The sequence below is a fragment of the Natronorubrum amylolyticum genome (assembly GCF_052040145.1).
GTDB lineage: Archaea > Halobacteriota > Halobacteria > Halobacteriales > Natrialbaceae > Natronorubrum.
Window position 1 is genome coordinate 527,038 of record NZ_JBPPFW010000003.1, and the last position, 25,755, is coordinate 552,792.

The following is a 25,755-nucleotide window of genomic DNA, read 5'->3' on the forward strand; positions in this document are numbered from 1 at the left end:
GTCCGAATAACGCGGCCAACTCTCGAATCGCACGACGTTTACCGGCAGCTAATCCACTTCCGAAAAGCCCGATCCAACCCTGCGCAGTCGTGCGGTTATGTACCGTTTACTCTCGCACGTGACGCCGCCTCGAGAACGGAATCGATCGGCACAGACGCCGGCGGTCGGTCCGTCGACGACCGCCGGGTAAGAAACGCATAGCGGGTCGCGGCTTTCCGTTACAAGCCGGATAACTACAACTGGTCCTCGCTTTCGGTCGAGTATGATCACCTGCAGTAACTGCGAGACCGCCCAATTCCTGCAGATCACGCAGAGTCGCGTCTACTTCGAAGACGGCGAAATGATCAACGAGATCTCCGAAACCTACGAGTGTACGCTCTGCGGGGCGACCGGACAGTACATCTACGACGAGGACCACAACGAGGAGACCGTCACCGGCGACGTCGAACTCACGACGGAACGACCGAAGTTCGCCTGACGGCGCGACGGACTGGCGCGGTCTCGTTTGACGGATAGCCGCCGAATCGGTCTGTTGCTCGTCTCGTTCTGTGTTCGCGTGTCGGGGATCGGAGTCAGCGTCTCGAGAGCACCGGGAAGGTCGGATAGGATACGGCACGCTCGTTCGTGTTCGTCGCGTGCATCACTCCGGATCGGCTCGCCCGTCGACAGCTCACGCCGAATCGGATCCGTTCGGCGATCCGTCTCGATCCTGCTCGTCGCCGACCGTAATCTCGTCGAGGCCCTCGAACTCGCGGTTTCGCTCTCGCTCCCGTTCTTCCAGTCGTCGGGTTCGCTTCTCTCGCTGACCGGGCTGTCTGTGCTGCCGACGAGTAACCGCCGTCTGTCGGCGTTCGATATCCCACTGTTCGAACAGGCCGTACTCGTTCATCGTCTCCATGCCCGCGAGAGCGGCCGTGAGCTTGAGCCCGACGAGCGGAATCTCCGCGACTGAGATGACCACGTCCGCACGGAGGACGGCCCCGTCCCTGAGCAGGACGTCGAGGACGTCGACGAGGGTCTCTTCGTTCTTTTGCGGTCTCATGATCGGGACTGGTCCGTCGAGTCGGAGTCGCCGCCCAGTTCCGGCGCGAACGTGTACGGCGGCCACGGACCCGTAAATCTGACTTCGATGCCGTCGTTCGCGGCCACGCCGTCGAGCACCGAACCGACGGCCCCCTCGTCGTCCTCGTGGGCGAGCAGGGTGAGCCGACAGAGCGTCTCGCCGTCGCTCGCGTCCCCGGCGACCTCGTCGGAGAGCGACGCGCTCGGCGACCGCTCGAGTTGGTGTACCTCTCTCGCGTGCTCGTCGAGTCGCGCCTGGAGGTCGCCCGTGATCGACTCGCGGCGGGCCGCCCGCAGTTCCGTGAGCCGCTGATCGAACTTCTTCTCGAGGAGGAACGCCGTCCCCTCCCCGGAGTCACCGATCTTGGCGTCGAGTTCGGCCAGCCGCTCGTCGCGCTCGATCAGCGCTTCGTCGCTGATGGGGTCGGTTTCGACGACCTCGACGCGGTACTCCCAGTGATCCGCCAATCCCGAAAGCGCGCGCTCGAGCGTGTCGGACTCCTCGCGGAGCCACTCGCGGACGCCCTCGTCGTCGTCCCGGAGGATCGTATCGAACTGGAACGGAATCGGCGTGCCGAAGGCCTCGCCGGCCTCGTCGACCACCGTCTGGTGGCGAACGAGCCAGCGTCTGACCTGCGTGAGGTCCCCCGAGTCGTAGATGCCGTCGCAGGCGTGGACGACCGCGCCGATGCCGTCTTCGACCACGACAGAGACGGGTTCGCCGTCGACGCCGCTCGTCTCGAACGTCTCGGCCTCGTCGTCACCGTCGACCTGCACGATGCAGTAGAGGTATCGCCCGTCGTCGAAATCGGGAATGACGTCGTCGTCGACGGCCGTCTCCACGTCGTCCGAGTCGCCGGTCTCGAGGGCGTCGAAGCTGTCGACGCCGTCGACGTCCTCGAGCTCCTCGAGCCGATCGGACGCGCGGTCGGAGCTCACTGCTCGTCACCTCCGAACACGGAGTAACCGGGTTTGTTCGCGACGGTGTGGTCGCCGTGGAGCTGTTCGATCGCGTCGTTGACCAGCCCGTCCAGGTCGCCGCGAAGGTCGTCGACGCCTTCCTCGATCCCCTCGTCGTCTTTGAGCTGTTCGATCTCGGCTTCGATCGACGCCAGCTGCTGGCCGAGCCGTTCGATCTCCTCGTCGGAGAGGTTGCCCGACTCCATTCGCCGAACCGCTTCGCGCTCCAAGGCGTCGATCAGGATCTCGACGACCGTGATGACGAGCGTGACCAGCCCCTGACGGGCGTCCTCGCCGTCGCCGACGTCGATCTGCTTCATGCGTCCCCGTCCTCCGCGTCCGCCGTTTCGTCTGCCTCGGTTTCGTCGCCCTCAGCGTCGTCGTTACCGGTTTCTCCGTCGGCGTCGCCGGATTCCGCTTCGTCCCCCTCTGCGTCGTCGCTGAGCAGGTCGAACCCGCCGCTCGTCGGCCGCTCCGGATCCGGCCGCGCGCCGACGTGTTCGGTCCCGCGGTCGGGCTGTTCGTCGCTCTCATCGTTCCCGTCTCCCTCGCTCGAGCCCGCGTCCTCGCCGTCGTCCGCCTCGTCCGAGAACTCCTCGCGCGTCTCGTCTGCGTACCGGTCGTCGGCAGTGATGTTGACGCCGCGTGTCGGATCGACCGGTATCTTCGGTCGATCCGTTTCGGCCAACTCGGGTTCGTCGACTGCAGCAGCGACGCGGCGCATGTCGGTTCCCTCGGGGAACTCGAGCCCGTACTTCGCCGCAGTTTCGAAGGAGGCGATGGCGGCTCTGACCTGCACGCCGAGCAGCTGGGTGTCGCCGATCGAGACCGCGATGTCCGCGTTGATGACGATCCCCTTGTCGAGCAGCATCTCGACGACCTCGGCGAGGTCGGCCTTCTGTCGACTCGGTTGGAAGTCGTCAACCATGGGTCTCACCTCCACAGCCGGTCGATTCCGCGTTCGCGTTCGAATCGGTCGTCTGGCTCACCCCGCGTCGTCCGGTCGTGCGCTGTGGTAGATCACTCATTGTTAGCTCTCCGCTGTTTCTCCCGCTCGATCTCGAACCGGCGGCCGTAGATACGCTTGCGCGTCGGGGCCGTCGAGAGTTTGACCTCCTGTGGGACCGTCGAGTAGCGAGCGCCGCCGCCGAGGTCGCGGCGATCGGTCTGGATCGTCGACGCCGCGGTCGGGTTCCGCGAGTTCGTGCTCGTATCCTGCCGGCGCATCTTCTCGCGGTTCATCTCGTACAGCTCTTCGAACTTCTCGTGGGTCTCGAGCAGCGCCGAGCGGAAGGCGTCGATCCCCTTCATCGCCTGCTCCTGAATCGCGACCTGGTAGGCCTCGGGATCCTCCGCGACGTTTATGTCACCGAGTGCCTGCTTCGCGTCGCCCGCATCCATCTCGATCATGTCGTCCTCGTCGTCTCCGATCAAATCGCCGCCGTCGTCGCCATCGGTGACGTCTGAGATCGCCTCTTCGACCATCCCGGCGTCCTCGCCCTCTCCGAGCTCGTCGACCGCGTCCTGGAGTTCGCGTTTCTCCTGCCACAGATCCGAGAGATCGGTGGCGTCCCAGGCGTTCAGCAGGTCGATCGCCCGGAACAGCTGCGTAAAGTTGACGAGGTCGCTCGCACCCTGGTCTTCGTCCGCGAGTATCTCGGGGATTTCGCCGACCTCGATCGCCTCGAGCAGTTCGCTGCCGTCGACGGCGTCGGGAAGGTCGGTGAGATCGATCGCCTCGAGTAGATCCTCGGTCTCTCTCACGACGGTTACGAGCGTCTCGACGTCGCCAACCACGGACTCGAGCGCACTGTCGTCGAGGTCGTCGATGTTCTCGACGCCGCCGAGCAGTTCGTCGACGTTGCCGAGGGCGTCTTCCGCCTCGTCGAGGAGGGAATCGAAGCCGTCGGTCTCGTCACTCATCACCGTCCCCTCCCTCGGTCTCCGTACTCGCCGCTTCGTCGGTCGCCGGCTCGATCAGGACGGTGAGGACGCCATTTTTGATCGTTGCTTCGGACGTTCGATCCGGCCAAGGGACGTCCACCCGATCGAGTTCGCTCCCCGAGAGGGCGACGACGAGCGTCGAGTCGTCGAAGCCGACGGTGACGTCGTCCGGATCGGTGCCGGCCACGTCGGCGGTGACGAGCAGTTCGTCGTCGTGGCGTCGGGTCGTCAGGTGCCCTTCCGAGGAGGCCGACCGGCGACGCCGTTTCCGGGGCCGGTCCGTATCGGAATCGGAGCGTCGATGCCGGTCGTTCGTCTCCTCGCCGGTGAACGACGTCCGCTCGAATCGCGACTCGTCAATGACGTCGTCCCCCGAACGGACCGAGATATCGTAATCGAGGACCGTTCGATCGGTCCGGCGTCGGCCCGACGTCGAGCCGCTGTCGAGTGACTCGAGGGCGGACAACAGGCTCGAGAGCCAGTGTGTTCCCTCGTCGTTCGCTTCGTGATCGTCGGATTCCGGACTGGCGTCCGTTCCGGAGACCGAGACGCCGATCTCTGACTCGTCCGATTCTCGATCGTCAAGCCGTCGGTCGCTCGGCTTCTGGTCGGCTGTAGGCTCATCGGACGGAGACTCGTCGCTCGAAGGCGAGTCGTCGATCGGGACGTCCGTCGAGTCGTCGTCATCGATGGCGTCGGCACCCTCGTCGGCGGAATTTGCGTCGTTGACGGCCTCGTCGTACTCGTCGCTCGATTCGTCGCGTCGGTCGTCCGGATCGGTGTCCTCTTCAGTCATTACGATTTTACCTCCACGCGGCCGCTCGCGAGCCGTTCGTGGACGTCGCGGGCGATCTCGATCTCCGCTTCGATCTCTTCCTTTCGACGCTGGTACTCCTCCTCGGAGCGTTCGCCGAGTTCGTACAGCAACTGGTTCTCCTTGAGTTCGTCCTCGAGGCCCTCGATGTCGTACAGCTCGCTGAGCGCCATCGTGTGCAGCGTGTCGACGATGCCGACGAACGGTCGAATCAGGAGGTCGTCGAGGATGAACATGGTTACTGTTGGGCGCCGATCTTGACGTCGACGAAGCTGTACGGTGCGAACGGCCCCGTGTACCGGAACATGAGGTCGTCGTACTGTTCTTCGAGTTCAGCGACGGCGTCGTCGAACGCCTCGCGGTCCTCGCGCTCGACGAGGTACGAACGATTGAGCACGAGCCGATCGCTGAACAGGTCGTTCGGGACCGATTGGGCGGCGATCGACTCGAGTTCGTCCGCGACGGCTTCCTCGACCGCGTCGTCGTCGACCTCGGCGTCCTCCTCGCGGACGATCTTGAGGCCGAGTTCGATCCGGCCCTCGACGTCGTTCAGTGCGCGCCGAAACGCCGGTCTGGCGCCGCGCAGGACGTTCTTCAGCGCTCGGTCGCTCTCGAAGGCCATCCCGAACTGCATCGGGACGATCGCCCGGCCGCCGTCGCGCTCCATGATCTCCCGGAGCACGTCGTCGTGTCGCTGGGCGTCCTCGTCGGTCTCCTCCGGGCTGGTGGTGTCGATATCGGAGACGACGGCGTTGAGACGACGGTGGGAGACCGTGTAGACCCGGTCTGCCCCACCGACGGCGTCGGTCTCGAACTCGACTGGATCGTCGTTCATCACGCCGTAGACGTATCGGTTGGTCATCGTTCGATCACCCGCCGGCTGGCGTTCGGTGCCCGACAGCTGTCGCTCGATGCTCGTGCCCGCAGGCGCGGGCGGGATTCGTCGCCGGTCTCGAGACGGATCGATCGGGATATCATGGGAACGGAATTCGACCACTCGCGACGGCCCGAACACAGCACCAGTCGAGAGCGAACGGGCGTCACCCGCGGGTAGCCGAGGAACTCGTCACCTGAGATTCGACGCTTCGACGGGTTACCGTGGTGCTTGCAGTTGCAGCCGACGGTCGCACAACGGAACGCGGTCGTCGTTGGCTGGCTCCCGCCCGATCCGGCGCCAAATTTGGCTGGGCGGGATTTCGCCCGGTTTGATCGTCGAATTCGGTGGACTGGCTTGCAGTCGCAGTGCAAGCCGTGTTACGAAGTCGGCGTGAATCTGTGACCGTATCATGGCAGCATCATCAGGACGAAGACCCGACTCTTCGAGTCTCGCAGAGGTACTGGACCGGATCCTCGACAAGGGCGTCGTCATCGACGTCTGGGCTCGCGTGTCGGTCGTCGGAATCGAACTGCTGACGATCGAGGCCCGCGTCGTCGTCGCCTCCGTCGACACCTTCCTGCACTACGCGGAGGAGATCGCAAAAATTGAGCAAGCGACGGCAGAGGGCGATCTCGAAGAGTTGGAGGAGCTCGAGGTCGAACCGCGACCGGAATCGTCACCACAGTCCGCCGAATAACACTCCATGGCCGACGATTCTTCGCGCAAGCGCAAGGTCAGAGGGAAGAAAATCGCGAGCAGTCGCTCGAGCAAGGAGGGGCGACGCGCGAAAAAAGAACTCGCCCGGAAGTCCTCGAGCGTGGGCAAACAGAACGGCGACAGCCCGCTCTCCGACCCCGAAGCGGTCGCGCCCGACCCGTTCGTCGAGACGGACGCCGTCGCCTCGCTGCGGGGCCGAATCAACGGCTGGCTCCAAGCGGATCAGCCGGTCCACCTGATCGGCCCGACGGGCTGTGGGAAGACGGCGCTTGCGCTGTCGGCTGCCGCCGAACGCGGTCGGCCGGTCGTCTGGATCAACGGCGACGAATCCGTCGACACGGCCGCGCTCGTCGGCGCGAACGCCGGCGGAGAGAGCTACAAGGAGAGCGACCAGTTCGTCAGCGGCGTGAGCAAACAGACGGAGATCGTCAGGGAGCGGTGGGTCGACAACCCGCTCTCGGTGGCCGTCCGGGAGGGCGCGACGCTCGTCTACAACGAGTTCTCGCGTAGCGATCCCTCCGCCCACAACGTCTTGCTCTCGGTGCTCGAGGAGGGCGTCCTCGAGCGACCGGGGAAGAAGGGCGCGGATCGATCGATCGACGTCCACCCCGAGTTCCGGATGATCCTGACCTCGAACGACGTCGAGTACGCAGGTGTCCACCGCCAACAGGACGCGCTGCTCGATCGGTTCGTCGGCGTCCACATCGACTACTACGACGCGGAGACCGAACGCGAGATCGTCAACTCGCACGTCGATCTCTCCGAGGAGGACGTCGAGACGATCGTCGAGACGACGCGAGCGCTGCGCGACGAACTCGATATCGTCGTCGGTACGCGAGCGGCGATCACGGCCGCGAAGGGACTCACGGTGTTCGACAGCGGCAGCGAGAACGGCGAGTTCAAAGACGAGTTGTTGACGGAGGTCTTCATGGACGTGCTGGCACCGAAGATCGCCGGCGAAGGCCCGGACGACGTCGAACAGCTCCGATCGCAGATCGCCGAAGCGCTCTGACCGATCGATGGCCCCGACACCAGACACGAAACCGAGAATAGGTTCACCACACGCCAATGGCCGAAGCCGACACCCACCAATCGACGGACCAGTGTAAGGCGCTCACCGAGGACGGCGAGCGCTGTTCACGGCCAGCCCAAGACGACGGATTTTGCTACCAACACGACGAGAGTGATCAAACTGTGAGCGACAGTCAGACAGCCGAGACAGAGCAGGACGCACAGGACGAGCAAGAACAGGAAGCAGAGAGCGATGAGGGATCCGAACAGGAGGCCGAGAGCCAAGAGTTAGGGACGGTCGACATGACCGCCGACGAGAAGACCGATCCCGACGACGTCGACGTCGACGTCGAGACCGATCACGACGAAATCGCCGGCGTCCTCGCGGTTCGACGCACCGTCGAATCGACGGCGGGCGAACTCATCGGCCGGGAGTTCGATGCGGTCAGCGAGATCGCCCCGACCGACGACGGTTGGCGCGCGGTCGTCGAAGTCGTCGAACGGCGGGCCGTCCCCGACACGCAGGACATCGTCGGGCGCTACGAGATCGAACTCAACGAAAACGCGACCGTCCACGGCTACCGTCGACTCGACCGGTATCGTCGGGGCGACACGGCCACGTTCGAGTAACGATCGTTCGTTCGCCACGATGGTTCTTACGCCCTGGTTGCGGCCTCGTGGCCGCTCGAGCCGTGGGTATCGCTCGAGTCGTGTCCGGTCCGTCGGTATTTTTCGACGGAGTCCCCGTTCGGTCGCCGTCGATTTTATGCAGTCGCATATGGTTTATTGGGTGTTCAGGGACATTGCTCACGTTTTCGAGGGGGACAACGCTGAGAACCCTCCCTTACGTAGGTTCGATTACTACCCGTGACTGGCCCATCCGTACACGGCGTCGACGTCGACCCGGAGACCCGGTGTGCCCACTATCACACCGATCGCGACGTCGTCGCGTTCAGATTTGACTGCTGTGAGGAGTACTATCCCTGCTACCGGTGTCACGAGGAGACGGCGGACCACGAGGCGGTCCCCTGGCCCCGTGAGCGCTTTGACGAGCGCTCGGTACTCTGTGGCGTCTGTGAGACCGAACTCACCGTTCCGGAGTATCTCGAGGCCGCCCATCGCTGCCCCTCCTGTGACGCGCCGTTCAATCCGGGCTGTCGCGCACACGCCGACCGTTACTTCGAGACCGACGGCTCCGTAGAGTAGCCGTGGGCGCGCGACTCGGCATCCGCCCACTCCACGCCGGAAATCTCGAACCGAGCACCGCCCGCGGTGCCCGTAGTCAATGCACAGTCCCAGCCGTGGGCGTCGACGATGTCGCTCACGATCGCGAGCCCGAGACCGGTGCCCGCCGGTTCGGTCGAGTAGCCGCTCTCGAAGACCGACTCCCGTTCTGCTTCGGAGATGCCCGTGCCGTCGTCTTCGACGTAGAAGCCGGTCCCGTCCTCGAGCGTTCCGACCGTCACAGCGAGGTCGCCACCCCCGTGTTCGGGGGCGTCCTGCTGAGCCTGCGAAGCAGGGCTCGTGGAACCGTGTTCCACGGCGTCCTCGGGAGCGGTAGCGACCGAGGGCTCGGAAGATGCTTTGCATCTTCCGTTGTCCCGCTGAGCCTGCGAAGCAGGGCTCGTCGAGTTGTGCTCGACGGCGTCCTGCCGAGGTTCCGAGGCAGGGCTTGTGGAACCATGTTCCACAGCGTTGCGAAACAGATTCTCGAGCAGTGCCTGGAGCCGAGATCGGTCGGCCCGAATCGACCGATCGATATCGGTGACGAGCGTGGCGTCGGCGGTGGCGACGGTCTCCCAACTGGTCTCGCACAGATCCGAGAGCGAAACGGACTGTGCATCGCGTACGGCCTCTCCCTGGCGGGAGAGCGTTAGCACGTCGTCGATCAGGGCGTCCATCCGATCGAGCGCCACGGCGACGTCCTCGAGATGTTCGTTGTCGGACGCCTCTCGAGCGAGTTCGAGTCGGCCTTCGGCCACGTTCAGCGGGTTTCGAAGGTCGTGCGTAACGATGCTCGCGAACGCGTCGAGTCGATCGTTCTGTCGTTTGAGGACCGCCTCACGCTCGAGTTGTTCGATGACGCTCGCCGTATGGCTCACGAGAAGCTCCGCGAGTTCGATGTTCTCCGCGTCGAAAGTGTCCGGGACGGTACTCACCGCCTGAAAGACGCCGCGGTTGCCGATCGGCACGCTGATCGCAGAGCGGTAGGTCAGTTTGGCCGGTTCCGTCTCGTCGTCAGGCTCGACCTCCCTCACGACGAACGATTCGCCGCGCTGGTACGTTTTCCCGGCGAGGCCCTGATCGATCCGCATCCGTCGGCTTCCGTCCGGCCCTGCGCCAGCCGAAACGGCGTAGGGCACGAGCCACTCGCCCTCGCGAACCATGACGCTGCACATGTAGAACTCGAGGATATCTGCAGCCGCTGCGACCGTCCGTTCACAGACTGCCGTCACCGTCTCTTCGGTCTGGAGCGTCGTCGCAACGTCGTGCAGGGCTTTCAGGGCGGACTGTCGCCGTTCGCTGTCCGTCTCGTGGCCGTCGACGGCAGTGACGATTCGAGTCGCCAGCGTCGCGTACTGCTCTCGGTCGCCCGTTCGCTGGAAAGCGTCGGTGATGCCGGCGGCGATCGCCGCACTGGCAACCGCCTCGCCCCCGTTGTCGGTGAACAGAACGAACGGGAGATCGGGGTCCTCAGATCGGACGGTGTCGAGAAACTCGATTCCATCGATTTTGGGCGGCTCGTGTGCGCTGACGATACAGTCGAAAGCTGCGTCGGTGAGGCGATCGAATCCCTCGCTCGCGCTCGTCGCCGTTTCGACGACGAATCGGTCGTTTTCGGCTTCGAGGACGGCTGCCGTTTCGGTCGGCTCCGTATCGACGTACAGGATCCGAATCAAGCCGCCCATGATACTACCGAAAGTCACTGGTGAGAACAATATAAATATATTGACAAACAAGCGAGTACACCGCAGTTAGATCATCGATTCCGAGTCGCTGATTCAGCGACCCCGACAGTTTCGGATACGTTAACGCTCCCAAAAACCAACCCCTGGTCGGATGCATTCGGATTCCGGCTGCTGATACCGGCTCCCGTGAGTAGGTCATCGACGAACGCGGCTCGAACGAGTCGTCAGCCGTCCGCGGGTGCCGACGACTCCGTCGAACCGTTCTCGAGCGAGTCGCCGTCCGAATCCAGCGCTGTCGCCCCGCTTGTCGGCGCGACCGCCGCCACAGCGCCAGCGATCCCGGCACCAACGAGCAAAACGGCGACGAGACAGACGAGCAGCCGACTCGCGACGGACGAACGAGCGGACATGTTAGTCATCTCTCCCTCGGTTGCCGACCGTAATACGTGTTTTCGGTTTTCGTGGCTGTCTTCGTTTCCGTACAGTAGTTGGGGATGACCAACCGCGGTCGATCCAGCAAGCTATTTCCGCGTCCGAAGCCGGATTTCGGGTATGGATCCGGCGCTTGGCCCTCCCGAGGCGATGGCCGAGAAACGCGACGAGCTGACGCCCATGATGGCGCAGTACCACGACCTCTGTGCCCGCTACGACGACGCGATTGTCCTCTTTCAGGTAGGGGATTTCTACGAAACGTTCTGTGGCGCCGCCGAGCGGACCGCGAGACTGCTCGAGATCGCACTCACGAGCCGCGAGGACAGCACCGGCGAGTATCCGATGGCCGGCATTCCGATCGACAACGCCGAATCGTACGTCGAGACGTTGCTCGAGGCCGGCTACCGGGTCGCCGTGGCGGATCAGGTCGAAGAGCCCGGCGAGTCGCCTGGCGTCGTCGAGCGCGCGGTCACGCGCGTGGTCACGCCCGGAACGCTCACCGAGGACGAACTGCTCGCGAGCGACGACAACAACTTCGTCGCCGCGGTGGCTCGCGGGCGCGGCTCCGGTGTGGAGAGCGACGGCGACCCCGAACTCGCGCTCGCCCTGCTCGACGTTTCGACCGGCGACTTCTTCGCGACGAGTTCGACCTCGAGCGAGGCCATCGCCGACGAAGTGAGCCGGTTTGGCCCCTCCGAGGCCGTCGTCGGCCCGAACGCGCCGGCCGATCTCTTCGCAGAAGGCTGTATGGTGACGCCCTACGACGCGACGGCGTTCGACCGAGACCGCGCGGGCGAGACCGTCTCGCGGTACTTCCGGAACCCCGACGCCTTGCTCGCAAGCGACGCCGAGATTCGGGCCTGCGGCGCGCTGCTCGCCTACGCGGAGTACGTTCGCGGCGGCGAACACGAGGGCGAGCGCGATACCACGCTCGAGGACGACGAAGCCGACGGGAACGGCGCGGAACGCGGCGCGGACGCCGAAACCGACGACCCGGACCGAAACCGCCTCGAGTACATCACCCACCTCACGCGCTACGATCCTCGCGAATACCTCCTGCTCGATGCAGTCGCCATGCGGAGCCTCGAACTGTTCGAGCCGCGAGCCGTGGAGGGCCGCGAGGAGGCGACGCTCGTCGGCGTGCTGGACGAAACTGCGTGCGCGCTGGGCGGCCGAACGCTCCGCGACTGGATTCGCCGGCCGCTGCTCGAGCCCGACCGAATCGAGGCGCGGCTCGACGCCGTCGAGGAGCTGACTGGCGACGTTCGGACGCGGGAGTCGCTGCACGACGGGCTCCGGAACGTCTACGACCTCGAGCGGCTGATCGGCCGTATCTCCCGCGAGCGGGCGAACGCACGCGATCTGCGCTCGCTCCGGGATACGCTGGCCGTCGTCCCCGAGATTCGTGAGGAGATCGCCGATGCCGATTGTACGCGGCTGCAAGCGCTCCACGAGAGTCTCGATCCGCTCGTCGACGTCCGCGAGTTGATCGAGGACGCGATCGTCTCCGACCCGCCGATCGAAATCACCGAGGGCGACATCATCGCCGAAGGCTACGACGACGGGCTGGACGACCTTCGTGCGACCGCTCGAGACGGCAAACAGTGGATCGACGACCTGGAGGACGGTGAACGCGAGCGCACCGGGATCGACTCGTTGAAGGTCGGCTACAACTCGGTCCACGGTTACTACATCGAGGTGACGAACCCGAACCTCGAGTCGGTTCCCGAGGACTACCAGCGCCGCCAGACGCTGAAAAACTCCGAGCGGTTCGTCACGCCGGAGCTCAAAGAGCGTGAGGATCAGATCGTCGGCGCCGAGGAGCGCGCCGACGAACGCGAGTACGAACTGTTCTGTGAGGTCCGCCGCGAGATCGCCGCGGAGGTCGAACGCGTACAGGGACTCGCCGACGCGCTGGCGACGCTCGACGCGCTGGTCTCGCTCGCGACGGTCGCCGCGCAGTACGATTACTGCCGGCCAGAGATGCTCGAGCGCGACGACCGAGCGGGTCTCGAGATCGACATCGAGGGCGGCCGTCACCCCGTCGTCGAGCGCACCCAGGAGTCGTTCGTTCCGAACGACGCGAACCTCACGAACAACCGGCGGCTCGCGGTCATCACGGGACCCAACATGTCGGGGAAGTCGACATACATGCGACAGGTAGCCCAGATCGCCCTGCTCGCGCAGGTCGGCAGCTTCGTCCCCGCGAGGGCGGCGCGGCTCACGCCAGTCGACCGAATCTTCACCCGCGTCGGTGCCAGCGACGACATCGCGGGCGGTCGCTCGACGTTCATGGTCGAGATGGACGAACTCGCGACCATCCTGCGCGAGGCCGACGAGCACTCGCTCGTTCTGCTGGACGAAGTGGGTCGCGGGACGTCGACCGCGGACGGCCTCGCCATCGCGCAGGCGATCACCGAACACCTCCACGACGTCGTCGGTGCGACGGCGCTGTTTGCGACGCACCACCATCCGCTGACCGAGCTGGCGGACGACCTCGAGGCCGCTTTCACGCTCCACTTCGAGGTCAATCAGCTCGAGGGCGAGGTCGTTTTCCACCACGATATCGCGCCGGGTGCGGCGACGGGGTCCTACGGGGTGGAGGTCGCGACCGCCGCGGGCGTTCCGGCGGACGTGGTCGAGCGCTCCAGGGAACTGGTCGCGGACGCGGCCGGCGACGGGACTGCGGACGGTGACGACGGACGGACCGACGCGGAAGCGACCGACGAGGTGACGACGAAGGCGACAGCGACTGCCGACGGTGGCGACGTGCCGACCGACGTCGCCGCGGAACTCCGGGCACTCGATCTCGCGCATCTCACACCCGTCGAGGCCCTGACGGAGTTGGATCGGCTGAAACAGTTGCTCGACGAGTGAGCGGGAGCGAGGCTGGCGACTCGAGAACCGGCTTCGATCAGTTCGTTTTGCGTTAGCTCGAGGTCATCGACGTTCCAAAAGTCGTGCATCGATTGCTCACTCGGCGGTCGGCTCGAGCGGGACGAACTCGAGTCCGTGGTCGACGAGCAGTCGGTCGGCCCGATCGGTGACCGACGGGGCGACTAAAATCCCGCGAACGGACGCATCGGCGTGGAGGTCCCGCTCGAGTGCGTCGACGTACCGTCGCAGCTGACTCACCGCGTCCGGACCGACGCGCCGGCGTTTGAGTTCGACGACGACGCTCCGTCCCGCCGCGTCCTCGCCGTAGATGTCGATCGCACCGGCTGACGTGTCGCGTTCCGTCGCGAGCGGGGTGAAGCCGGTCTCGAGCAGGGCGGGATCCTCGAGGATCCGCTGGCGGAGGTCCTCCTCGGTCCCCGAAAGTGTCAGATCGTTCTCATCGGCGCCGGAGAACGTCGAGACCTGCAGGATCTCCTCGAAGCGAACGCACAGTCGCTCGTCCGGCGGCGAGCGGACGCTCTCGAGGATCAGTTCGGGATCGCTCTCGTCGTCGACACTGCCACCACAGCGGACGTCGTGGTCACAGCCCGGCGGCTGCCAGTTGACCGGCTGTTGACCCTCGTCGGTGTGGACCAGCGCCGCGCCGTCGGGTTTGAGCATGACGTGGCGGTCGCCCGCCTCGAGCGTGCTCGAGGCGCGACCGTCGTACTCGACCGTACAGCGGCCGAAGACGGTCACCAACGCCTCGCGCTCGAGTCCGTCGGCGATCGCCTCGCAGGCCGCCTCGAGAGTGGGTTGCTCGAGGGTGACTGCCTGCGACCGCTGCGTCGTCGGTGTCCCGGATGTCACTGTTAGAATGTAGCTCTCGAGCGAATAAAAGGACCCCGGACCGAGACAAGATGACGGATGCGGACGGGGAATTCCCGTGATCTACGGTTTTCCTGTCAGCTGAGTACTGTTAGGAATGCATCGAGTTCTGTCGGCCATCACAAGGGTTTATTCGCGCCCGCCCCGGAAACCGGACACGATGACATCCGATCCAACTCGACGCCGCGTGCTGCAGTTATCCGGCGCCGGTGCAACCGCATCGATCGCCGGCTGTACGAGCATTTTTTCGGAGTCCGAGGGCGAACTCAACGCAGATGAAGAGCCCGATATCGATCCGTCGGAGGGGATTACGGCGGTCGTCCGGCCCACCGATGAGGCGTTGATGGAGGCCCAACAGGAGGTCATGGCCGAGGCCGAAGACGGCGAGCTCGACCAACAGGAGGCCCAGCTCGAGATGCAGGAACGACAGCAGGAGCTGTTCATGTCCCGGTCGATCGAGTTCGAAGGAGCGATGGCGGACACCAATATCTCGATCGAAGCGGCGATCGGCGAACACGGCGCGTTTTTGCTTACCGGATCGGACGACGGGCTGATCGATCTGCTTCGCAACGACGACGTCCAAGCGTTGCTTCCCGGCGAAGAGTACGAGGAGGCACTGCAGGCCCAAGAGGAGGCTGGCGCTGAACCAGAGCCCGAACCCGAGCCAGAACCCGAACCCGACGAAGACATGGACGACGATTCGGATGATGACGTTGACGAGGATTCGGACAGCGACGACGCGGACAATGAGGGTTCCGACGACGACGCGGACGCGGAATCCGGTGACGGGTCGGATAGCGACGACGCGGACGACGAAGAGTCGGACTAATTACTCGACGCCGAACGGACTCTCGCGCTCGGTCCAGTTCCAGCCCGGAATTCGCTCCTGAAAGCCGGCCGCGAGCGCGGCCTCGCAGTCGTCGACCCCCGCGTTCTCGTCGCCGTCACCGTGGACCTGCAAGTCGGCGTAGTGAAACGTCGCCTCGCCGAGCGTCCGCAGGGGTTGCGTGCCGGAAATCGTCGCGGCGAGCTCTCGGCCGAGAATCTCATCGACGACGAAGCCGGGGTAGTCGTCCTCGACGTCGAGATCCCGGAGAATCGCGACCATGGCGGCGACGTTGACCGCCAGATCGCCGTTCGCAAAGACGACGTCGACTTCCTCGAGATACTGATCTTCGGTAACGTGGTCAACGTCAGTGTCGAAGATCTCCCCGAGGTCGTCACGGACGTCGTTGATGATCGGAACGACCGTCTCGGCCCGTTCAGCGACCCAGGTACGTTCTTTCGCAACGCGTTCCGGTGTCAGGTGCATACCCCCCGTTCGTGCCGAACGTCCCTGGGTTTTGCGAAGGCTTATATACGACGCAAAGAATAGCGTCGAATAAGCGGGTTCTCCCTGGAATCTTCCCGCACGAACCAGGACAACCGTTCTGGGAGCGTGTTTGTCACAGCACGGTACAACGCGATGATCCGGGATACTGGACTGCAGACGACCGACGTTGTTTCAGAACCACAGCTCTCGACGACGCAGCCGGCGCGTGGCGGTTCTCGCGCGGCCACTGACTCGAGGACTGGATCCGGACTTCCCGTATCTTGCTGGACATCCGCTCTCCGGCGGCGAGTTCACGCAAGCCACAATTGGCGATTATGAGTACTGTAGAGCAGCAACTCGACGATTTGAAAGCAGAGATCACGAGCGAGTTACCGACCGATATCTCGGTCTCCTCGGTGAAGTACGAAGGCCCCGAACTGGTGGTCTACACCCGCGACCCGAAGAAGTTCGCCCAGCAAGGCGACCTCATTCGGAAGCTCGCGAGCAAACTCCGAAAGCGGATCACCGTTCGCCCGGACCCGAGCGTCCTCTCGCGGCCCGACGAGGCCCGCGAGCAGATTATGAACGTTATCCCCGAGGAGGCGGGGGTCACGGATCTGGACTTCCACGCCGATACCGGCGAGGTCGTCATCGAGGCCGAAAAGCCCGGGATGGTGATCGGCCGTCACGGCTCGACGCTTCGCGATATCACGAAAAGCGTCGGTTGGACGCCCGAAGTCGTCCGCACGCCGCCGATCGAGTCCTCGACGGTCTCGAACGTTCGGAGTTTCCTCAAACAGGAACGCGACGAGCGACGCGACATTTTAGAGAAGGTCGGCCGACAGATCCACCGCGAGGAGATGTCCGACGACGAGTACGTCCGGATCACCACGCTCGGCTGCTGTCGCGAGGTCGGACGGGCCGCCTTTATCCTCTCGACCCCCGAGACGCGCATCCTCATCGACTGCGGGGACAAACCCGGCGCGGAGGGCGAGGTACCGTACCTCCACGCGCCCGAGGCGTTCGGCGCGGGTCCCCAGACCATCGACGCCGTCGTGCTCACCCACGCCCACCTTGACCACTCCGCGTTCATCCCGCTGCTGTTCAAATACGGCTACGACGGCCCGATCTACTGTACCGAACCCACGCGAGACCTGATGGGCCTCTTGACCCTCGACTACCTCGACGTCGCGGCCAAGGAAGGCCGCGCCCCGCCGTACGAGAGCGAGCAGGTTCGCGAGGCGATCAAACACTGCATCCCGCTCGAGTACGGCGACGTCACCGACATCGCGCCGGACGTCAAACTCACCTTCCACAACGCGGGTCACATTCTCGGCTCGGCCGTCTCGCACTTCCACATCGGCGACGGTCTCTACAACGTCTGCTTCTCGGGTGACATTCACTACGAGGACACGCGGCTGTTCAACGGCGCGACCAACGACTTCCCGCGGGTCGAGACGCTCGTCCTCGAGTCGACATACGGCGGTCGAAACGACTACCAGACCGATCAGCAAGACTCCGAAGAGAAGCTCAAAGAGGTCATCACGGAGACCTACGAGAAAGGCGGCAAGGTCGTCATCCCCGCGTTCGCGGTGGGTCGCTCACAGGAGATCATGCTCGTTCTCGAGCAGGCGATGCGAAGCGGCGATATCCCCCGAATGCCGGTCCACTTGGACGGGATGATTTGGGAGGCGACCGCGATCCACACCACCTACCCCGAGTATCTGCGCGACGACCTCCGGGACCGCATCTTCCACGACGACGAGAACCCATTCCTCGCCGACGAGTTCAACCACATCGACGCCGGCGAGGAGGAACGCCAGGAGGTCGCCGACGGCGAACCCTGCATCATCCTCTCGACGTCCGGTATGGTTACCGGCGGTCCGATCATGTCCTGGCTCGGCCACCTCGGTCCCGACCCGGACTCGACGCTCCTCTTCGTCGGCTACCAGGCCCAGGGAACCCTCGGCCGCCGCATCCAGAACGGCTGGGACGAGATTCCGACCAGCGAGGTCGGCGCGATGGGCTCGAACAGCAACGGCCGAGGCACGCTCTCGCTGAACATGGACGTCGAAACCGTCGACGGCTTCTCCGGTCACGCCGACCGCGCCGGTCTCGAGAACTTCGTCAAGACGATGAACCCCCGTCCCGAGAAGGTCCTCTGCGTTCACGGCGACGAGCGATCCACCCAGGACCTCTCCTCGGCGCTCTACCACGACTACAACATGCGCACCTTCGCGCCGAAGAACCTCGAGACGTTCCGGTTCCTCTAGCGCCTCCACGGCGCGTCTCGCTTTCGAGTATTCTCGTCCGGGTTGCCTGCGAGTGCCGGCCGCACGCCGCGACAGACGGCCGTTAGGAGTCTACTTCGACGCCTATTCGGAGCCGGACGCCGTTCGTTTGAACATGAGTCGATACGCCGTCTCGCTGGCCGTGGTCGCGATGCTCAGCTGGGGCGTCTGGACGGTGATCGCGAACGAGGCCACTCGAACGATCGATCCCGAACTCGCGATGATTCTCTCGTACTCCGCCGCCGTCGCCGTGGCCGTTTGCTACGTCTCGGTGGTGAACGATCCCGTTTCGATCGAGCGAACGGGCGTGCTTCTCGCGCTCGCTGCGGGCGTGTTCGCCGGGATCGGTGCCGTCGCGTTCTACGTGGGTCTGAACGCCGGGCGGGCGGGGATCGTCACGACCGTCTCAGCGATGTACTTCATCGTCGCCGTGATCCTCGCCGCGGTGTTCCTCGGCGAGTCGCTCGCACCGACGGATCTGCTCGGGATCGCCTTCGCGATACTGGCAGTCGCCCTCCTCGCGAGCTAGCCCTCGTCGCGTTCGACGAACGCTCGTTACGCGTCGTCGTCGCGAGTCCCCTCGCCCTCCCATCGCTCCTCGTGGACGAGTTCCTCGACCGCGAGGCGCTCGCGCCACCCTTCCTTCTGGAGCACGGGCTCGTCCGGGAAGCCATTCTCGGGGTAGCCCAGACAGAGATAGGCGACCGGCTTCACGTGGGGCGGAATCCCCAGTACGTCCTGGACTTCGTAGGGGTAGAGCACGCTCACCCAGCCGACCCCGACGCCCTCCGCGCGGGCCGCCAGCCAGAGGTTCTGAACCGCGAGGCAGGTCGAATAAACGTCCATCCGCTGCATCGAACTCCGTCCCAGCACGTGGGGTGCCCCGCGCGTCGGATCGCAGGTCACGCAGATATTGATCGGCGACTCGCGGATGCCCTCGAGTTTCAGGTCGGCGAACTTCGACCGCCTCGGTTCCTCGTACCCCTCGCGAGCGGCCGCGATGGCCCGGTCCGCGATCTCGGCGATCTCGGTTTTCGTCTCGTCCTCCCGGACGACTATCAGATCCCACGGTTGCGAGAAGCCGACGCTCGGGGCGTGATGGGCGGCCTGGAGCAGTCGCTCGAGAACGTCCTCGGGGATCGGCTCCGGCCGAAACCGTCTGATATCACGCCGAGCGTAGATGGTCTTGTAGACCGCGTCTCGTTCGGCCGCCGTGAATGAAACCATTGGTTCAGTAAATAAAGCACGGTTGTATAAACGCAGTGATCGGGTCGAGCAGCGATCGATACCGAGCAGTTGCAGCGATTCGAGAACGTGATCTACTCCCTCTATATCAGTCGCTCGCTTCGGGTGCCGCGGCCGGATCGACGACCTCGTTCGTCTCGGGGTAGACCCCGACCTGATCGCAGAGATCGCCCATGGGACAGGCGTCGGGATCCTCGAGACAGGCCGGCTTCCGCGCCGTGCAGTACTCGCGGCCGAACTGGATCGTCGCCGTGTGGGCGAAGCCACATTTCGCGGCGGGGACGTCGCGCTCGAGGACGGTACGGACTTCCTCGTGATCCGCATCTGCGGGGGCGATTCCCAGCCGTCGATAGATCCGGTGGACGTGCGTGTCGACGGGAAAGACGCCGCCGCGACCGCCCGCAAAGAGGAGGACGCAGTCCGCGGTCTTCGGACCAACGCCGCGCACCTCGAGGAGGGTGTTGCGAACGTCCGAGGGCTTCTCGTCCTTGACGAAGGCGTCGAAGGCGGCGGCGGAGCCGAACTCCGCCAAGACCCACTCCGCGGTGTCGATCAGCGTCTCGGATTTCTGGTTATAGAGCCCTGCGCCGCTGATCGTCTCGGCGAGTTCCGACTGCTCCGCGTTCGCGAGCGACTCCGCGAGGTCGATGTCCTCCGCATTGTACCATTCGATCAGCGCGTCGTGGGCCGGCTGACTCGCCTTGTCGCTCGTGTTCTGACTCAGGATCGTGCGAACGAGGCAGGTGAACGCGTCCTGTCCGCCGTAGGTCTTCTGCCAGTACAGCTTCCCCAGTCGGTCGACGACCTCCTCGGCGCGGGTGTCCGCGGTTGCGGGGTCGAACTCGGCCGCGATGCCGCCGCCCTCGACGCCGCCGCTGATGTTCATCGACGGTTCGCGATCCGCCTCGAGGTCCGGCTCGTCGCTCATACCATCGCGTACGGTCTCGCGAATCAAAACCGCGACGGACGATTCTGCTCCCGTCACTCGACGCTGATCGTTACCGTCACCTCGGCCCCGTCGGCTAGCGCGGCGACGAGCTCCCGATCGAACCCCTCGGCCGCGAACTCGGCGTCGTTGACGATCGTTCGGTCGTCGACGTACTCGCTCGTTCGACCCACCGCGCTGCGCTCGTTCGTGAATTCGAGGTCGGGGTCGCCCCGCCCAGTCACCGAATCCGTGTACCCGCCAGCCTCGATAGTCGCGGTGATCGTCGCGTCGGCATCCTGGCAGGCCTCCACGAACTCCGGGTCGAAGTCCGCCGGCGCGCGGTCGGCCTCGATCGCGAGAATGCAGTCGCCGGCGGGCGTGAGGAAGTCGTCGGTCGTAATTTCGAACGTGCTCGAGTGTTCGGCACTAACGTGTTCGTGGCCGCGGGCGCGGATGAGCTCTTCCATGCCCAGCAGTTCGTTGCGGGCCGGAAAACGGCCTCGAATTCGATCACTGTCGGTGTGCCCACGTCACGACCGTGTCCGAAAACCGGTACGAAACTCACGAACGATGCTGCCAATCAGGATTCCGAACACGGCGAGAAAGAGGATCGGAACGATTCCGAGACGCCACTCCTCGGTCAGAGAGCCCATCGCAGCGCCGACGAGAACGGTTAGCGCGGCTCCGCCGATTGCGAGGGCTGCCAGCCCGAGTCGAAGCGGCGATCCGGTACGCCGAGCGAGCACGTACTGGGGCAGTCCGATTCCGACGGCGAGGTAGATCGCCAGCCCGATCGGTGTGTGTCCGAGAATTGCGAGACTGTCGGTCACGACGCTGACGACGCCGGCGAGACCGACGGCGAGGAGGAGCGAGAGAGCGACGATTCTCGAGTCGTTCACGCGCTACAGTCCATCTGAGTGACAAAAGCCGTTTCGATCGCTAACGGGGGACGGTGCTCAGACGAGACTCGCGCCGTCGAACTCGCCGCGGCTGTACTCGACCTCGAGCAGGTCGAGGATCGTCGGCGTGATGTCGAAGAGGTCCGCGTCGCCGATCGTCGCCTCGGGGTGGTCGATGTACAGCGAGGTGTCGTCGAAGCTGTGCATACCGTTTCGGGGGCCGGTGGTGAAGATGTCCGAATCGGCCTTGAAGCCGGACTTGAGGTCGAAGCCCTTGTTCGGGATCGCGACCAGATCCGGCGCGATATCGTCGTGGTCGCCGCGGAACGCCTCCTCTTTCTCGACGACGCGCTCGACGACTTTCTTGCCGTCCGGCCCCTCGAGCGCCTCGAGATCGGCCTTGAGTTCGTCGCGGACCTTGTCGTACTCGTCCTCGGGGACGGCACCGCGCGGTTCGCGGCCTTCGAGGTTGATGTAGAACCGTCCGGGGATGAACGAGTAGGCTTTGGTATCGTCGGAGATATCGCCCAGTTCTTCCGGTTCGTCCGTGCCGAAGGAGAGCCAGCCCTCCTCTCGGAGCCACTCGTTGAAGTGGACCTCGTAGTCGAGGCTCGTAAAGCCGTGGTCGGAGGCGACGATCATGGTGACGTCGTCGGGCAGCGCCTCGCGAAGCTGGCCGATGTAGTCGTCGACCTTCCGATAGAACTCGATAAACTCGTCGTGGTACTCGCCGTCGCGCTCGTAGTCCTTGAACAGGAAGTGGTTGACCCGGTCGGTCGTCATGAAGACACCGAAGAACAGGTCCCAGTCGTCCTCCTCGATGTAGTGTTCGAACGCCTCGAAGCGAGCGTCGATCGTCTCGTGGGCGTCCTGAATAAACTCGGTCTTGTCGCCCTGGTGGCCGAGTTTCGGGTTGACGTCGATCCGATAGTCGAGCGTCTCGAGGTAGTCACGGACGTCGTCGGGGTACGCCGCCTTATCCAACCCCGGCGAGAGGAAGCCCGAGACCATCCGCTGGACATTGCGCTGTGGCGGGAAGGTGACGGGGACGTTCATCACGGTCGCGCGGCGGCCGTCCTCCTGGACGCGGTCCCAGACGCGGTCGGCCTGGACTTCCCGGCCCATCGGGACGTAGGTGTCGTAAGTGCCGACCTCGCGGTCCTGAAAGCCGTAGACGCCCGTTTCGCCGGGGTTCATTCCGGTCGTCAGCGACGGCCAGCAGGCGCTGGATTCCGGTGGGACGATGCTCGAAATCTCGCCAGCCGTCCCCTCGTCGGCGATCGCAGCGAAGTTTGGAAACAGTTCCTCGTTCTCCGATAGGAGACTGTACGGCACGCCGTCGACCCCAATAAATGCGACTCGGGGAGCTCCGTCGCCCCGCAATCGATCGAACAGACCCATGGGCGGACGTAGTTCGACCGCATACAAGAAGGTTCGTTTCGGGACACTATATTGAGACGGTTTGATACCGACTCACGTACTCCCCGGCGATGCTCGATTGGCGGAGTCGGCTCGAGCGGCGCTCGCGGGAACCATCGTCCCCACTGGAAGTCGGTGCACACCCGGTCGCACGACCTCGTGGCGTGTCGGACTCAGTCCTCCGTTCCGTTCCGTTCGGTCGACTCGAAGTTAGTGGGGATGACCGTCAGATGGGCCATGCCGGCACCGGATTCGGCCGCGTCGTCTGCCGAGGCGGACGTCCGTGCGGACGAGTTGGTTGCTGCCATAACGAGTCTAGAAAGGTGAGACATCCGGATAAAATTACCCATGCTCATAATGCATGAGCCATACAGCCGAACATAACTCCCGCGAATTCGATGGGATTCGCGACGACGGGGCGGTGGACCACCGGCCGCGAACTGCGGGCCACACCGGTCGACGAGAATTCAACTGGATCGTACAGTACCGAGAGTTAAACGGTCCAGAGCCGCGATACAACCGCGGCTGTGTCACCGTGACGATACGCGTTGTGACCGTTCGAGCGGACGGCAACGTTCGCCGCCGTCGCCGGTCCGAAAATATCGTGCCCGACGAACTCTCAGAAGTTCTCCTTGTAGAGTTCCTGAGCGTGTTCGATTGCGTCGTAGGCGGCCTGTTTATCCTCCCAGCCCTGGGTTTCGACTTCCTTACCTTCCTCCAAGTTCTTGTAGCTCGAGAAGAACTCGTCGATCTCGTCGAGTTGCTGTTGGGTGATGTCCTCGAGGTCCTCGATGTGATCGTAGCGTGGATCCTCGGACGGAACGGCGATGACCTTGTCGTCCTGCTCGCCGTCGTCGTCCATCTTCATCAGCGCGACGGGGCGGGCTTCGATGATACAGCCGGGGAACGTCTGGTCCTCGACGAGGACGAGCACGTCGAAGGGATCCTCGTCGTCGTAGTACGATTGCGGGATGAAGCCGTAGTCGCTCGGATAGTGGACGTTGCTGTGAAGTACGCGGTCTAAGACGACGCCGGGGACGTCCTTGTCGTACTCGTACTTGTTGCGTTCGCCCTTGAGGCACTCGACGACGGCGTAAATCTCTTCGGGTGGATTCGGTCCAGTCTCGAGATCTTCCCAGAGATTACCCATGTACCCGAGCTTCATGGCCGATCAAAAAGTATTTTCGTAATCGATGTCACCTTACGGGTGAAGGTCATCAGATACCACCAAGACGTGATTCGACCGAATTCCACCAGTATTCGGCGTTGCGGTACCCGATCTGCCCGCGGGCGATCGGTGGATACCGAGAAATGGTTGACAAGTCTTAAATAGTCTGATGACATTTGCACAGGTATGTCAGAGGCACAATCAATCAGCGGCGATCAGAGTATTGCACGCGAACTTACCGCGTTCCAGAACAACATCCTCGTTATCCTCGCGAAAGAGCCGATGTACGGACTGGCCATCAAGCGCGAACTCGAGGAGTACTACGGAACCGAAGTGAACCACGGCCGTCTCTACCCTAACCTCGACGAACTCGTCGAGCTGGGTCTCGTCGAGAAGAGCGAACTTGACAAGCGAACGAACCAGTACTCGCTGACCGACGACGGCTACGACGCCGTCCTCGACGGCATCCAGTGGACGCTCTCGAAGGTCGTCACCGGCGACGACCGCGCCGAAGAGATCAGCGAGATCGTCGAGAACAGCTACTGAACGCGCGACCAACTCCACCAGACGTTTTTATCGGACCCGCCGTTCAGGGACCGATACCCCGGCCGTCTCGTAGACGAGCGTGATCGACTCCTCGAGCGCGTCTCGTTGTGCGTCCGACGGCCAGGCGTTTCTAACGAAGTACTCCGACCGGAACTCCCGTAGCTCCGCGCCGGTCAGGTCCTCGATGCGCTTCGCGTAGTGGTTGCCGACGAAGTCGGCGAGCAACGAGGCGTTGTCGCCGTGAACGTCGCCGTGGCGCTCCCTAACGCGCTCGACGAGGTCTCGATTGTGCGCTTCGATCGCGTCCCAGTCGTCGGGATGTTCCGTTCCCTCGAGCGGAACCTCGACGCCTCGCGAGATGTCGTCGATGCGGTCGGTTCGGATGACGCCCGCCTCGTCGTCGTGCCACTCCTCCGGATGAAGTACGAGCACGTCGTCGCCGTCGTCATCGCGGATCCGATGCGTAAAGTCGTGCTCGTCGAGCAGTTCGTCGCGTCGCTCGGCGTGAGCCTGTGCTTCGCCCTCGTCAGCGACGGTGCGCTCGAGTCGCGTGAGCCGCTCCGCTTCGTCGACGATTTCGGCAGGAAGCTCTTCGTCGGCAGTAGTATCCCTCCCAGGCTGGGACCCCTCGGACTCCCGACCGGAGCCGGCGGACGGGTCGTTCGAATCGGACATTAGCTCCCGGTAGGCGCTCGAGGGTTTTTCCCTTGCTGGTCTGGGCTTCGGTGGCGACGTCCGCTCTCGGTCTCAGCCCTGATCCAGCGCCTCGTTGGCGAGCTCGTCCGCGCGGTCGTTGACCTCCCGGGGGACGTGTTCTAAGGTCCACTCGTCGAACGCAGCGAGGAGTTCGTGGACGGTCACGCGCTTCTCCCGCAGTTCGGGGTTGTTGGTGTCGTACTCGCCGCGGACCTGCTTGACGATGAGTTCGGAGTCTCCGCGCACGTGGAGTTCGTCGAACCCGTAGTCGCTCGCGGCCTCGAGGGCCGCGATTAGCGCCTCGTACTCGGCCTGATTGTTCGTCGCGATACCGATCCGGTCACCGCCCTCGGCGACGATCCCGTCGCCGCTGACGATCACCCAGCCGGTCGCTGCGGGACCGGGATTCCCGCGACACGCGCCGTCGAAATACGCGTGTGCGCGACCACCACCCTCGCGTAGCAGTGCCTCGATATCCTGCGGGTCTCCGCCCTGGATGACGACTTTGTCGTCGTACGCGACGGCCGTCGCGCCACCGCGGCTCGCACGCCATCGCTCGTGGTCCGTGTTTCCGGATTCGACCGTCACACCCGCTTCCTCGAGTCGCTCTCGAGCCGCCTCGACGTCGCACTCGATAACCGGCATTCGTGGCTGTTGTCGTCGAGAGCCGGATAAAGTCTTTCCGGTTCCGAATTGTAAATCACGACCTTGAAGAGCTGTACCGCCTCATTTCGACACATTAGCGTGGATAGATCAGAGC

The 25,755-nt window shown here is 64.1% G+C and carries 31 protein-coding genes; 10 read left to right on the top strand and 21 right to left on the bottom strand.

All coding sequences use genetic code 11. From position 1 onward, the window contains the following. Nucleotides 1–262: 262 nt before the first annotated feature. Entirely contained in the window at nt 263–478 is a 216-nt protein-coding gene (locus ACSFDB_RS13955; RefSeq protein ID WP_006088503.1) for a hypothetical protein, read from the top strand. A 192-nt stretch (nt 479–670) separates the two neighbouring features. Here ACSFDB_RS13955 and gvpM read toward each other — a convergent pair whose 3' ends face one another. The 8 genes from gvpM to ACSFDB_RS13995 form a co-directional block, all read right to left on the bottom strand. Continuing rightward, nucleotides 671–1,042, bottom strand: a complete 372-nt coding sequence (gene gvpM / locus ACSFDB_RS13960) for a gas vesicle protein GvpM (protein ID WP_440771570.1) — start codon at nt 1,040–1,042, stop codon at nt 671–673. After that, nucleotides 1,039–2,001, bottom strand: a complete 963-nt coding sequence (gvpL, locus tag ACSFDB_RS13965; RefSeq protein ID WP_440771571.1) for a gas vesicle protein GvpL — start codon at nt 1,999–2,001, stop codon at nt 1,039–1,041. The genes gvpM and gvpL overlap by 4 nt, the downstream gene beginning before the upstream one ends. After that, on the bottom strand, nt 1,998–2,342 hold the full coding sequence (locus ACSFDB_RS13970; protein ID WP_090303667.1) for a gas vesicle protein K: 345 nt from the start codon (nt 2,340–2,342) through the stop codon (nt 1,998–2,000). The genes gvpL and ACSFDB_RS13970 overlap by 4 nt, the downstream gene beginning before the upstream one ends. After that, nucleotides 2,339–2,950 (bottom strand): gas vesicle protein GvpJ, encoded by a 612-nt coding sequence (gene gvpJ / locus ACSFDB_RS13975; protein ID WP_440771572.1) that lies wholly within the window; start codon nt 2,948–2,950, stop codon nt 2,339–2,341. The genes ACSFDB_RS13970 and gvpJ overlap by 4 nt, the downstream gene beginning before the upstream one ends. 92 nt (nt 2,951–3,042) lie before the next feature. Further along, on the bottom strand, nt 3,043–3,945 hold the full coding sequence (locus ACSFDB_RS13980) for a hypothetical protein (protein WP_440771573.1): 903 nt from the start codon (nt 3,943–3,945) through the stop codon (nt 3,043–3,045). After that, the gene (locus ACSFDB_RS13985) at nt 3,938–4,762 is read right to left on the bottom strand and encodes an Hsp20/alpha crystallin family protein (RefSeq protein WP_440771574.1); all 825 of its coding nucleotides are present in this window, start codon (nt 4,760–4,762) and stop codon (nt 3,938–3,940) included. The genes ACSFDB_RS13980 and ACSFDB_RS13985 overlap by 8 nt, the downstream gene beginning before the upstream one ends. Then, the gene (gene gvpF / locus ACSFDB_RS13990) at nt 4,762–5,016 is read right to left on the bottom strand and encodes a gas vesicle protein GvpF (RefSeq protein WP_090303663.1); all 255 of its coding nucleotides are present in this window, start codon (nt 5,014–5,016) and stop codon (nt 4,762–4,764) included. Before gvpF ends, ACSFDB_RS13985 begins: the two co-directional genes overlap by 1 nt. A 2-nt stretch (nt 5,017–5,018) precedes the next feature. After that, nucleotides 5,019–5,642 carry a GvpL/GvpF family gas vesicle protein gene (locus ACSFDB_RS13995; protein ID WP_440771575.1) on the bottom strand — a complete coding sequence of 208 codons (624 nt, stop codon included), beginning with the start codon at nt 5,640–5,642 and terminating at the stop codon, nt 5,019–5,021. A 424-nt stretch (nt 5,643–6,066) separates the two neighbouring features. On the opposite strand from ACSFDB_RS13995, the gene gvpA reads away from it, so the two are divergent. The 4 genes from gvpA to ACSFDB_RS14015 all read left to right on the top strand — a co-directional run bounded on the left by gvpA (nt 6,067) and on the right by ACSFDB_RS14015 (nt 8,591). Next, nucleotides 6,067–6,354, top strand: a complete 288-nt coding sequence (gvpA, locus tag ACSFDB_RS14000; RefSeq protein WP_436344290.1) for a gas vesicle protein GvpA — start codon at nt 6,067–6,069, stop codon at nt 6,352–6,354. Between the two features lie 6 nt (nt 6,355–6,360). Beyond that, nucleotides 6,361–7,386, top strand: coding sequence for a gas vesicle protein GvpN (gene gvpN, locus ACSFDB_RS14005; RefSeq protein ID WP_440771576.1), 1,026 nt, complete (start codon nt 6,361–6,363; stop codon nt 7,384–7,386). Nucleotides 7,387–7,442: 56 nt separating this feature from the next. After that, nucleotides 7,443–8,015: a gas vesicle protein GvpO, halophile-type gene (gene gvpO, locus ACSFDB_RS14010; RefSeq protein WP_440771577.1), complete on the top strand. Its 573-nt coding sequence runs from the start codon at nt 7,443–7,445 to the stop codon at nt 8,013–8,015. A 237-nt stretch (nt 8,016–8,252) separates the two neighbouring features. Then, the gene (locus tag ACSFDB_RS14015) at nt 8,253–8,591 is read left to right on the top strand and encodes a CHY zinc finger protein (RefSeq protein WP_440771578.1); all 339 of its coding nucleotides are present in this window, start codon (nt 8,253–8,255) and stop codon (nt 8,589–8,591) included. On the opposite strand, the gene ACSFDB_RS14020 is transcribed toward ACSFDB_RS14015, so the two are convergent. Continuing rightward, on the bottom strand, nt 8,561–10,294 hold the full coding sequence (locus tag ACSFDB_RS14020) for a sensor histidine kinase (protein WP_440771579.1): 1,734 nt from the start codon (nt 10,292–10,294) through the stop codon (nt 8,561–8,563). The genes ACSFDB_RS14015 and ACSFDB_RS14020 overlap by 31 nt on opposite strands. A 224-nt stretch (nt 10,295–10,518) precedes the next feature. Next, on the bottom strand, nt 10,519–10,704 hold the full coding sequence (locus ACSFDB_RS14025; protein WP_440771580.1) for a hypothetical protein: 186 nt from the start codon (nt 10,702–10,704) through the stop codon (nt 10,519–10,521). A 142-nt stretch (nt 10,705–10,846) separates the two neighbouring features. Between ACSFDB_RS14025 and mutS the strand changes: the two genes are divergently transcribed. Then, the gene (mutS, locus tag ACSFDB_RS14030) at nt 10,847–13,603 is read left to right on the top strand and encodes a DNA mismatch repair protein MutS (protein ID WP_440771581.1); all 2,757 of its coding nucleotides are present in this window, start codon (nt 10,847–10,849) and stop codon (nt 13,601–13,603) included. 96 nt (nt 13,604–13,699) lie between these two features. Here mutS and nucS read toward each other — a convergent pair whose 3' ends face one another. Further along, nucleotides 13,700–14,473 carry an endonuclease NucS gene (gene nucS, locus ACSFDB_RS14035; protein WP_440771582.1) on the bottom strand — a complete coding sequence of 258 codons (774 nt, stop codon included), beginning with the start codon at nt 14,471–14,473 and terminating at the stop codon, nt 13,700–13,702. A gap of 178 nt (nt 14,474–14,651) precedes the next feature. Between nucS and ACSFDB_RS14040 the strand changes: the two genes are divergently transcribed. Then, on the top strand, nt 14,652–15,320 hold the full coding sequence (locus ACSFDB_RS14040; RefSeq protein WP_440771583.1) for a hypothetical protein: 669 nt from the start codon (nt 14,652–14,654) through the stop codon (nt 15,318–15,320). Here ACSFDB_RS14040 and ACSFDB_RS14045 read toward each other — a convergent pair whose 3' ends face one another. Next, complete coding sequence (locus ACSFDB_RS14045; protein ID WP_440771584.1) at nt 15,321–15,803, bottom strand: DUF7984 family protein; 483 nt, start codon at nt 15,801–15,803, stop codon at nt 15,321–15,323. Nucleotides 15,804–16,138: 335 nt separating this feature from the next. Here ACSFDB_RS14045 and ACSFDB_RS14050 point away from each other — a divergent pair, with 335 nt between their 5' ends. After that, complete coding sequence (locus ACSFDB_RS14050; RefSeq protein WP_440771585.1) at nt 16,139–18,076, top strand: beta-CASP ribonuclease aCPSF1; 1,938 nt, start codon at nt 16,139–16,141, stop codon at nt 18,074–18,076. Between the two features lie 133 nt (nt 18,077–18,209). Beyond that, nucleotides 18,210–18,623: an EamA family transporter gene (locus ACSFDB_RS14055; protein WP_440771586.1), complete on the top strand. Its 414-nt coding sequence runs from the start codon at nt 18,210–18,212 to the stop codon at nt 18,621–18,623. A 26-nt stretch (nt 18,624–18,649) separates the two neighbouring features. On the opposite strand, the gene bluB is transcribed toward ACSFDB_RS14055, so the two are convergent. From bluB to ACSFDB_RS14090, 7 genes are all read right to left on the bottom strand, one after another. Beyond that, nucleotides 18,650–19,321 (bottom strand): 5,6-dimethylbenzimidazole synthase, encoded by a 672-nt coding sequence (bluB, locus tag ACSFDB_RS14060; protein WP_440771587.1) that lies wholly within the window; start codon nt 19,319–19,321, stop codon nt 18,650–18,652. 106 nt (nt 19,322–19,427) lie between these two features. Further along, complete coding sequence (locus ACSFDB_RS14065; protein ID WP_440771588.1) at nt 19,428–20,267, bottom strand: endonuclease III domain-containing protein; 840 nt, start codon at nt 20,265–20,267, stop codon at nt 19,428–19,430. 53 nt (nt 20,268–20,320) lie between these two features. Then, a complete protein-coding gene (locus tag ACSFDB_RS14070; RefSeq protein WP_440771589.1) occupies nt 20,321–20,734 on the bottom strand; it encodes a DUF371 domain-containing protein in 414 nt (137 codons plus the stop codon). A 63-nt stretch (nt 20,735–20,797) separates the two neighbouring features. Further along, nucleotides 20,798–21,166 carry a hypothetical protein gene (locus tag ACSFDB_RS14075; protein ID WP_440771590.1) on the bottom strand — a complete coding sequence of 123 codons (369 nt, stop codon included), beginning with the start codon at nt 21,164–21,166 and terminating at the stop codon, nt 20,798–20,800. Between the two features lie 57 nt (nt 21,167–21,223). Then, nucleotides 21,224–22,567, bottom strand: a complete 1,344-nt coding sequence (locus ACSFDB_RS14080) for an alkaline phosphatase family protein (RefSeq protein WP_440771591.1) — start codon at nt 22,565–22,567, stop codon at nt 21,224–21,226. 191 nt (nt 22,568–22,758) lie between these two features. Beyond that, complete coding sequence (locus ACSFDB_RS14085) at nt 22,759–22,893, bottom strand: hypothetical protein (RefSeq protein ID WP_440771592.1); 135 nt, start codon at nt 22,891–22,893, stop codon at nt 22,759–22,761. 311 nt (nt 22,894–23,204) lie between these two features. Continuing rightward, nucleotides 23,205–23,735 (bottom strand): inorganic diphosphatase, encoded by a 531-nt coding sequence (locus tag ACSFDB_RS14090; protein WP_440771593.1) that lies wholly within the window; start codon nt 23,733–23,735, stop codon nt 23,205–23,207. Nucleotides 23,736–23,939: 204 nt separating this feature from the next. Between ACSFDB_RS14090 and ACSFDB_RS14095 the strand changes: the two genes are divergently transcribed. After that, the gene (locus ACSFDB_RS14095; protein ID WP_440771594.1) at nt 23,940–24,299 is read left to right on the top strand and encodes a PadR family transcriptional regulator; all 360 of its coding nucleotides are present in this window, start codon (nt 23,940–23,942) and stop codon (nt 24,297–24,299) included. Nucleotides 24,300–24,326: 27 nt separating this feature from the next. Here ACSFDB_RS14095 and ACSFDB_RS14100 read toward each other — a convergent pair whose 3' ends face one another. Both ACSFDB_RS14100 and rnhA read right to left on the bottom strand, forming a co-directional pair. Then, a complete protein-coding gene (locus tag ACSFDB_RS14100; RefSeq protein ID WP_440771595.1) occupies nt 24,327–24,974 on the bottom strand; it encodes a DUF7108 family protein in 648 nt (215 codons plus the stop codon). Between the two features lie 72 nt (nt 24,975–25,046). Beyond that, a complete protein-coding gene (gene rnhA / locus ACSFDB_RS14105) occupies nt 25,047–25,640 on the bottom strand; it encodes a ribonuclease HI (protein WP_440771596.1) in 594 nt (197 codons plus the stop codon). Nucleotides 25,641–25,755 lie beyond the last annotated feature (115 nt).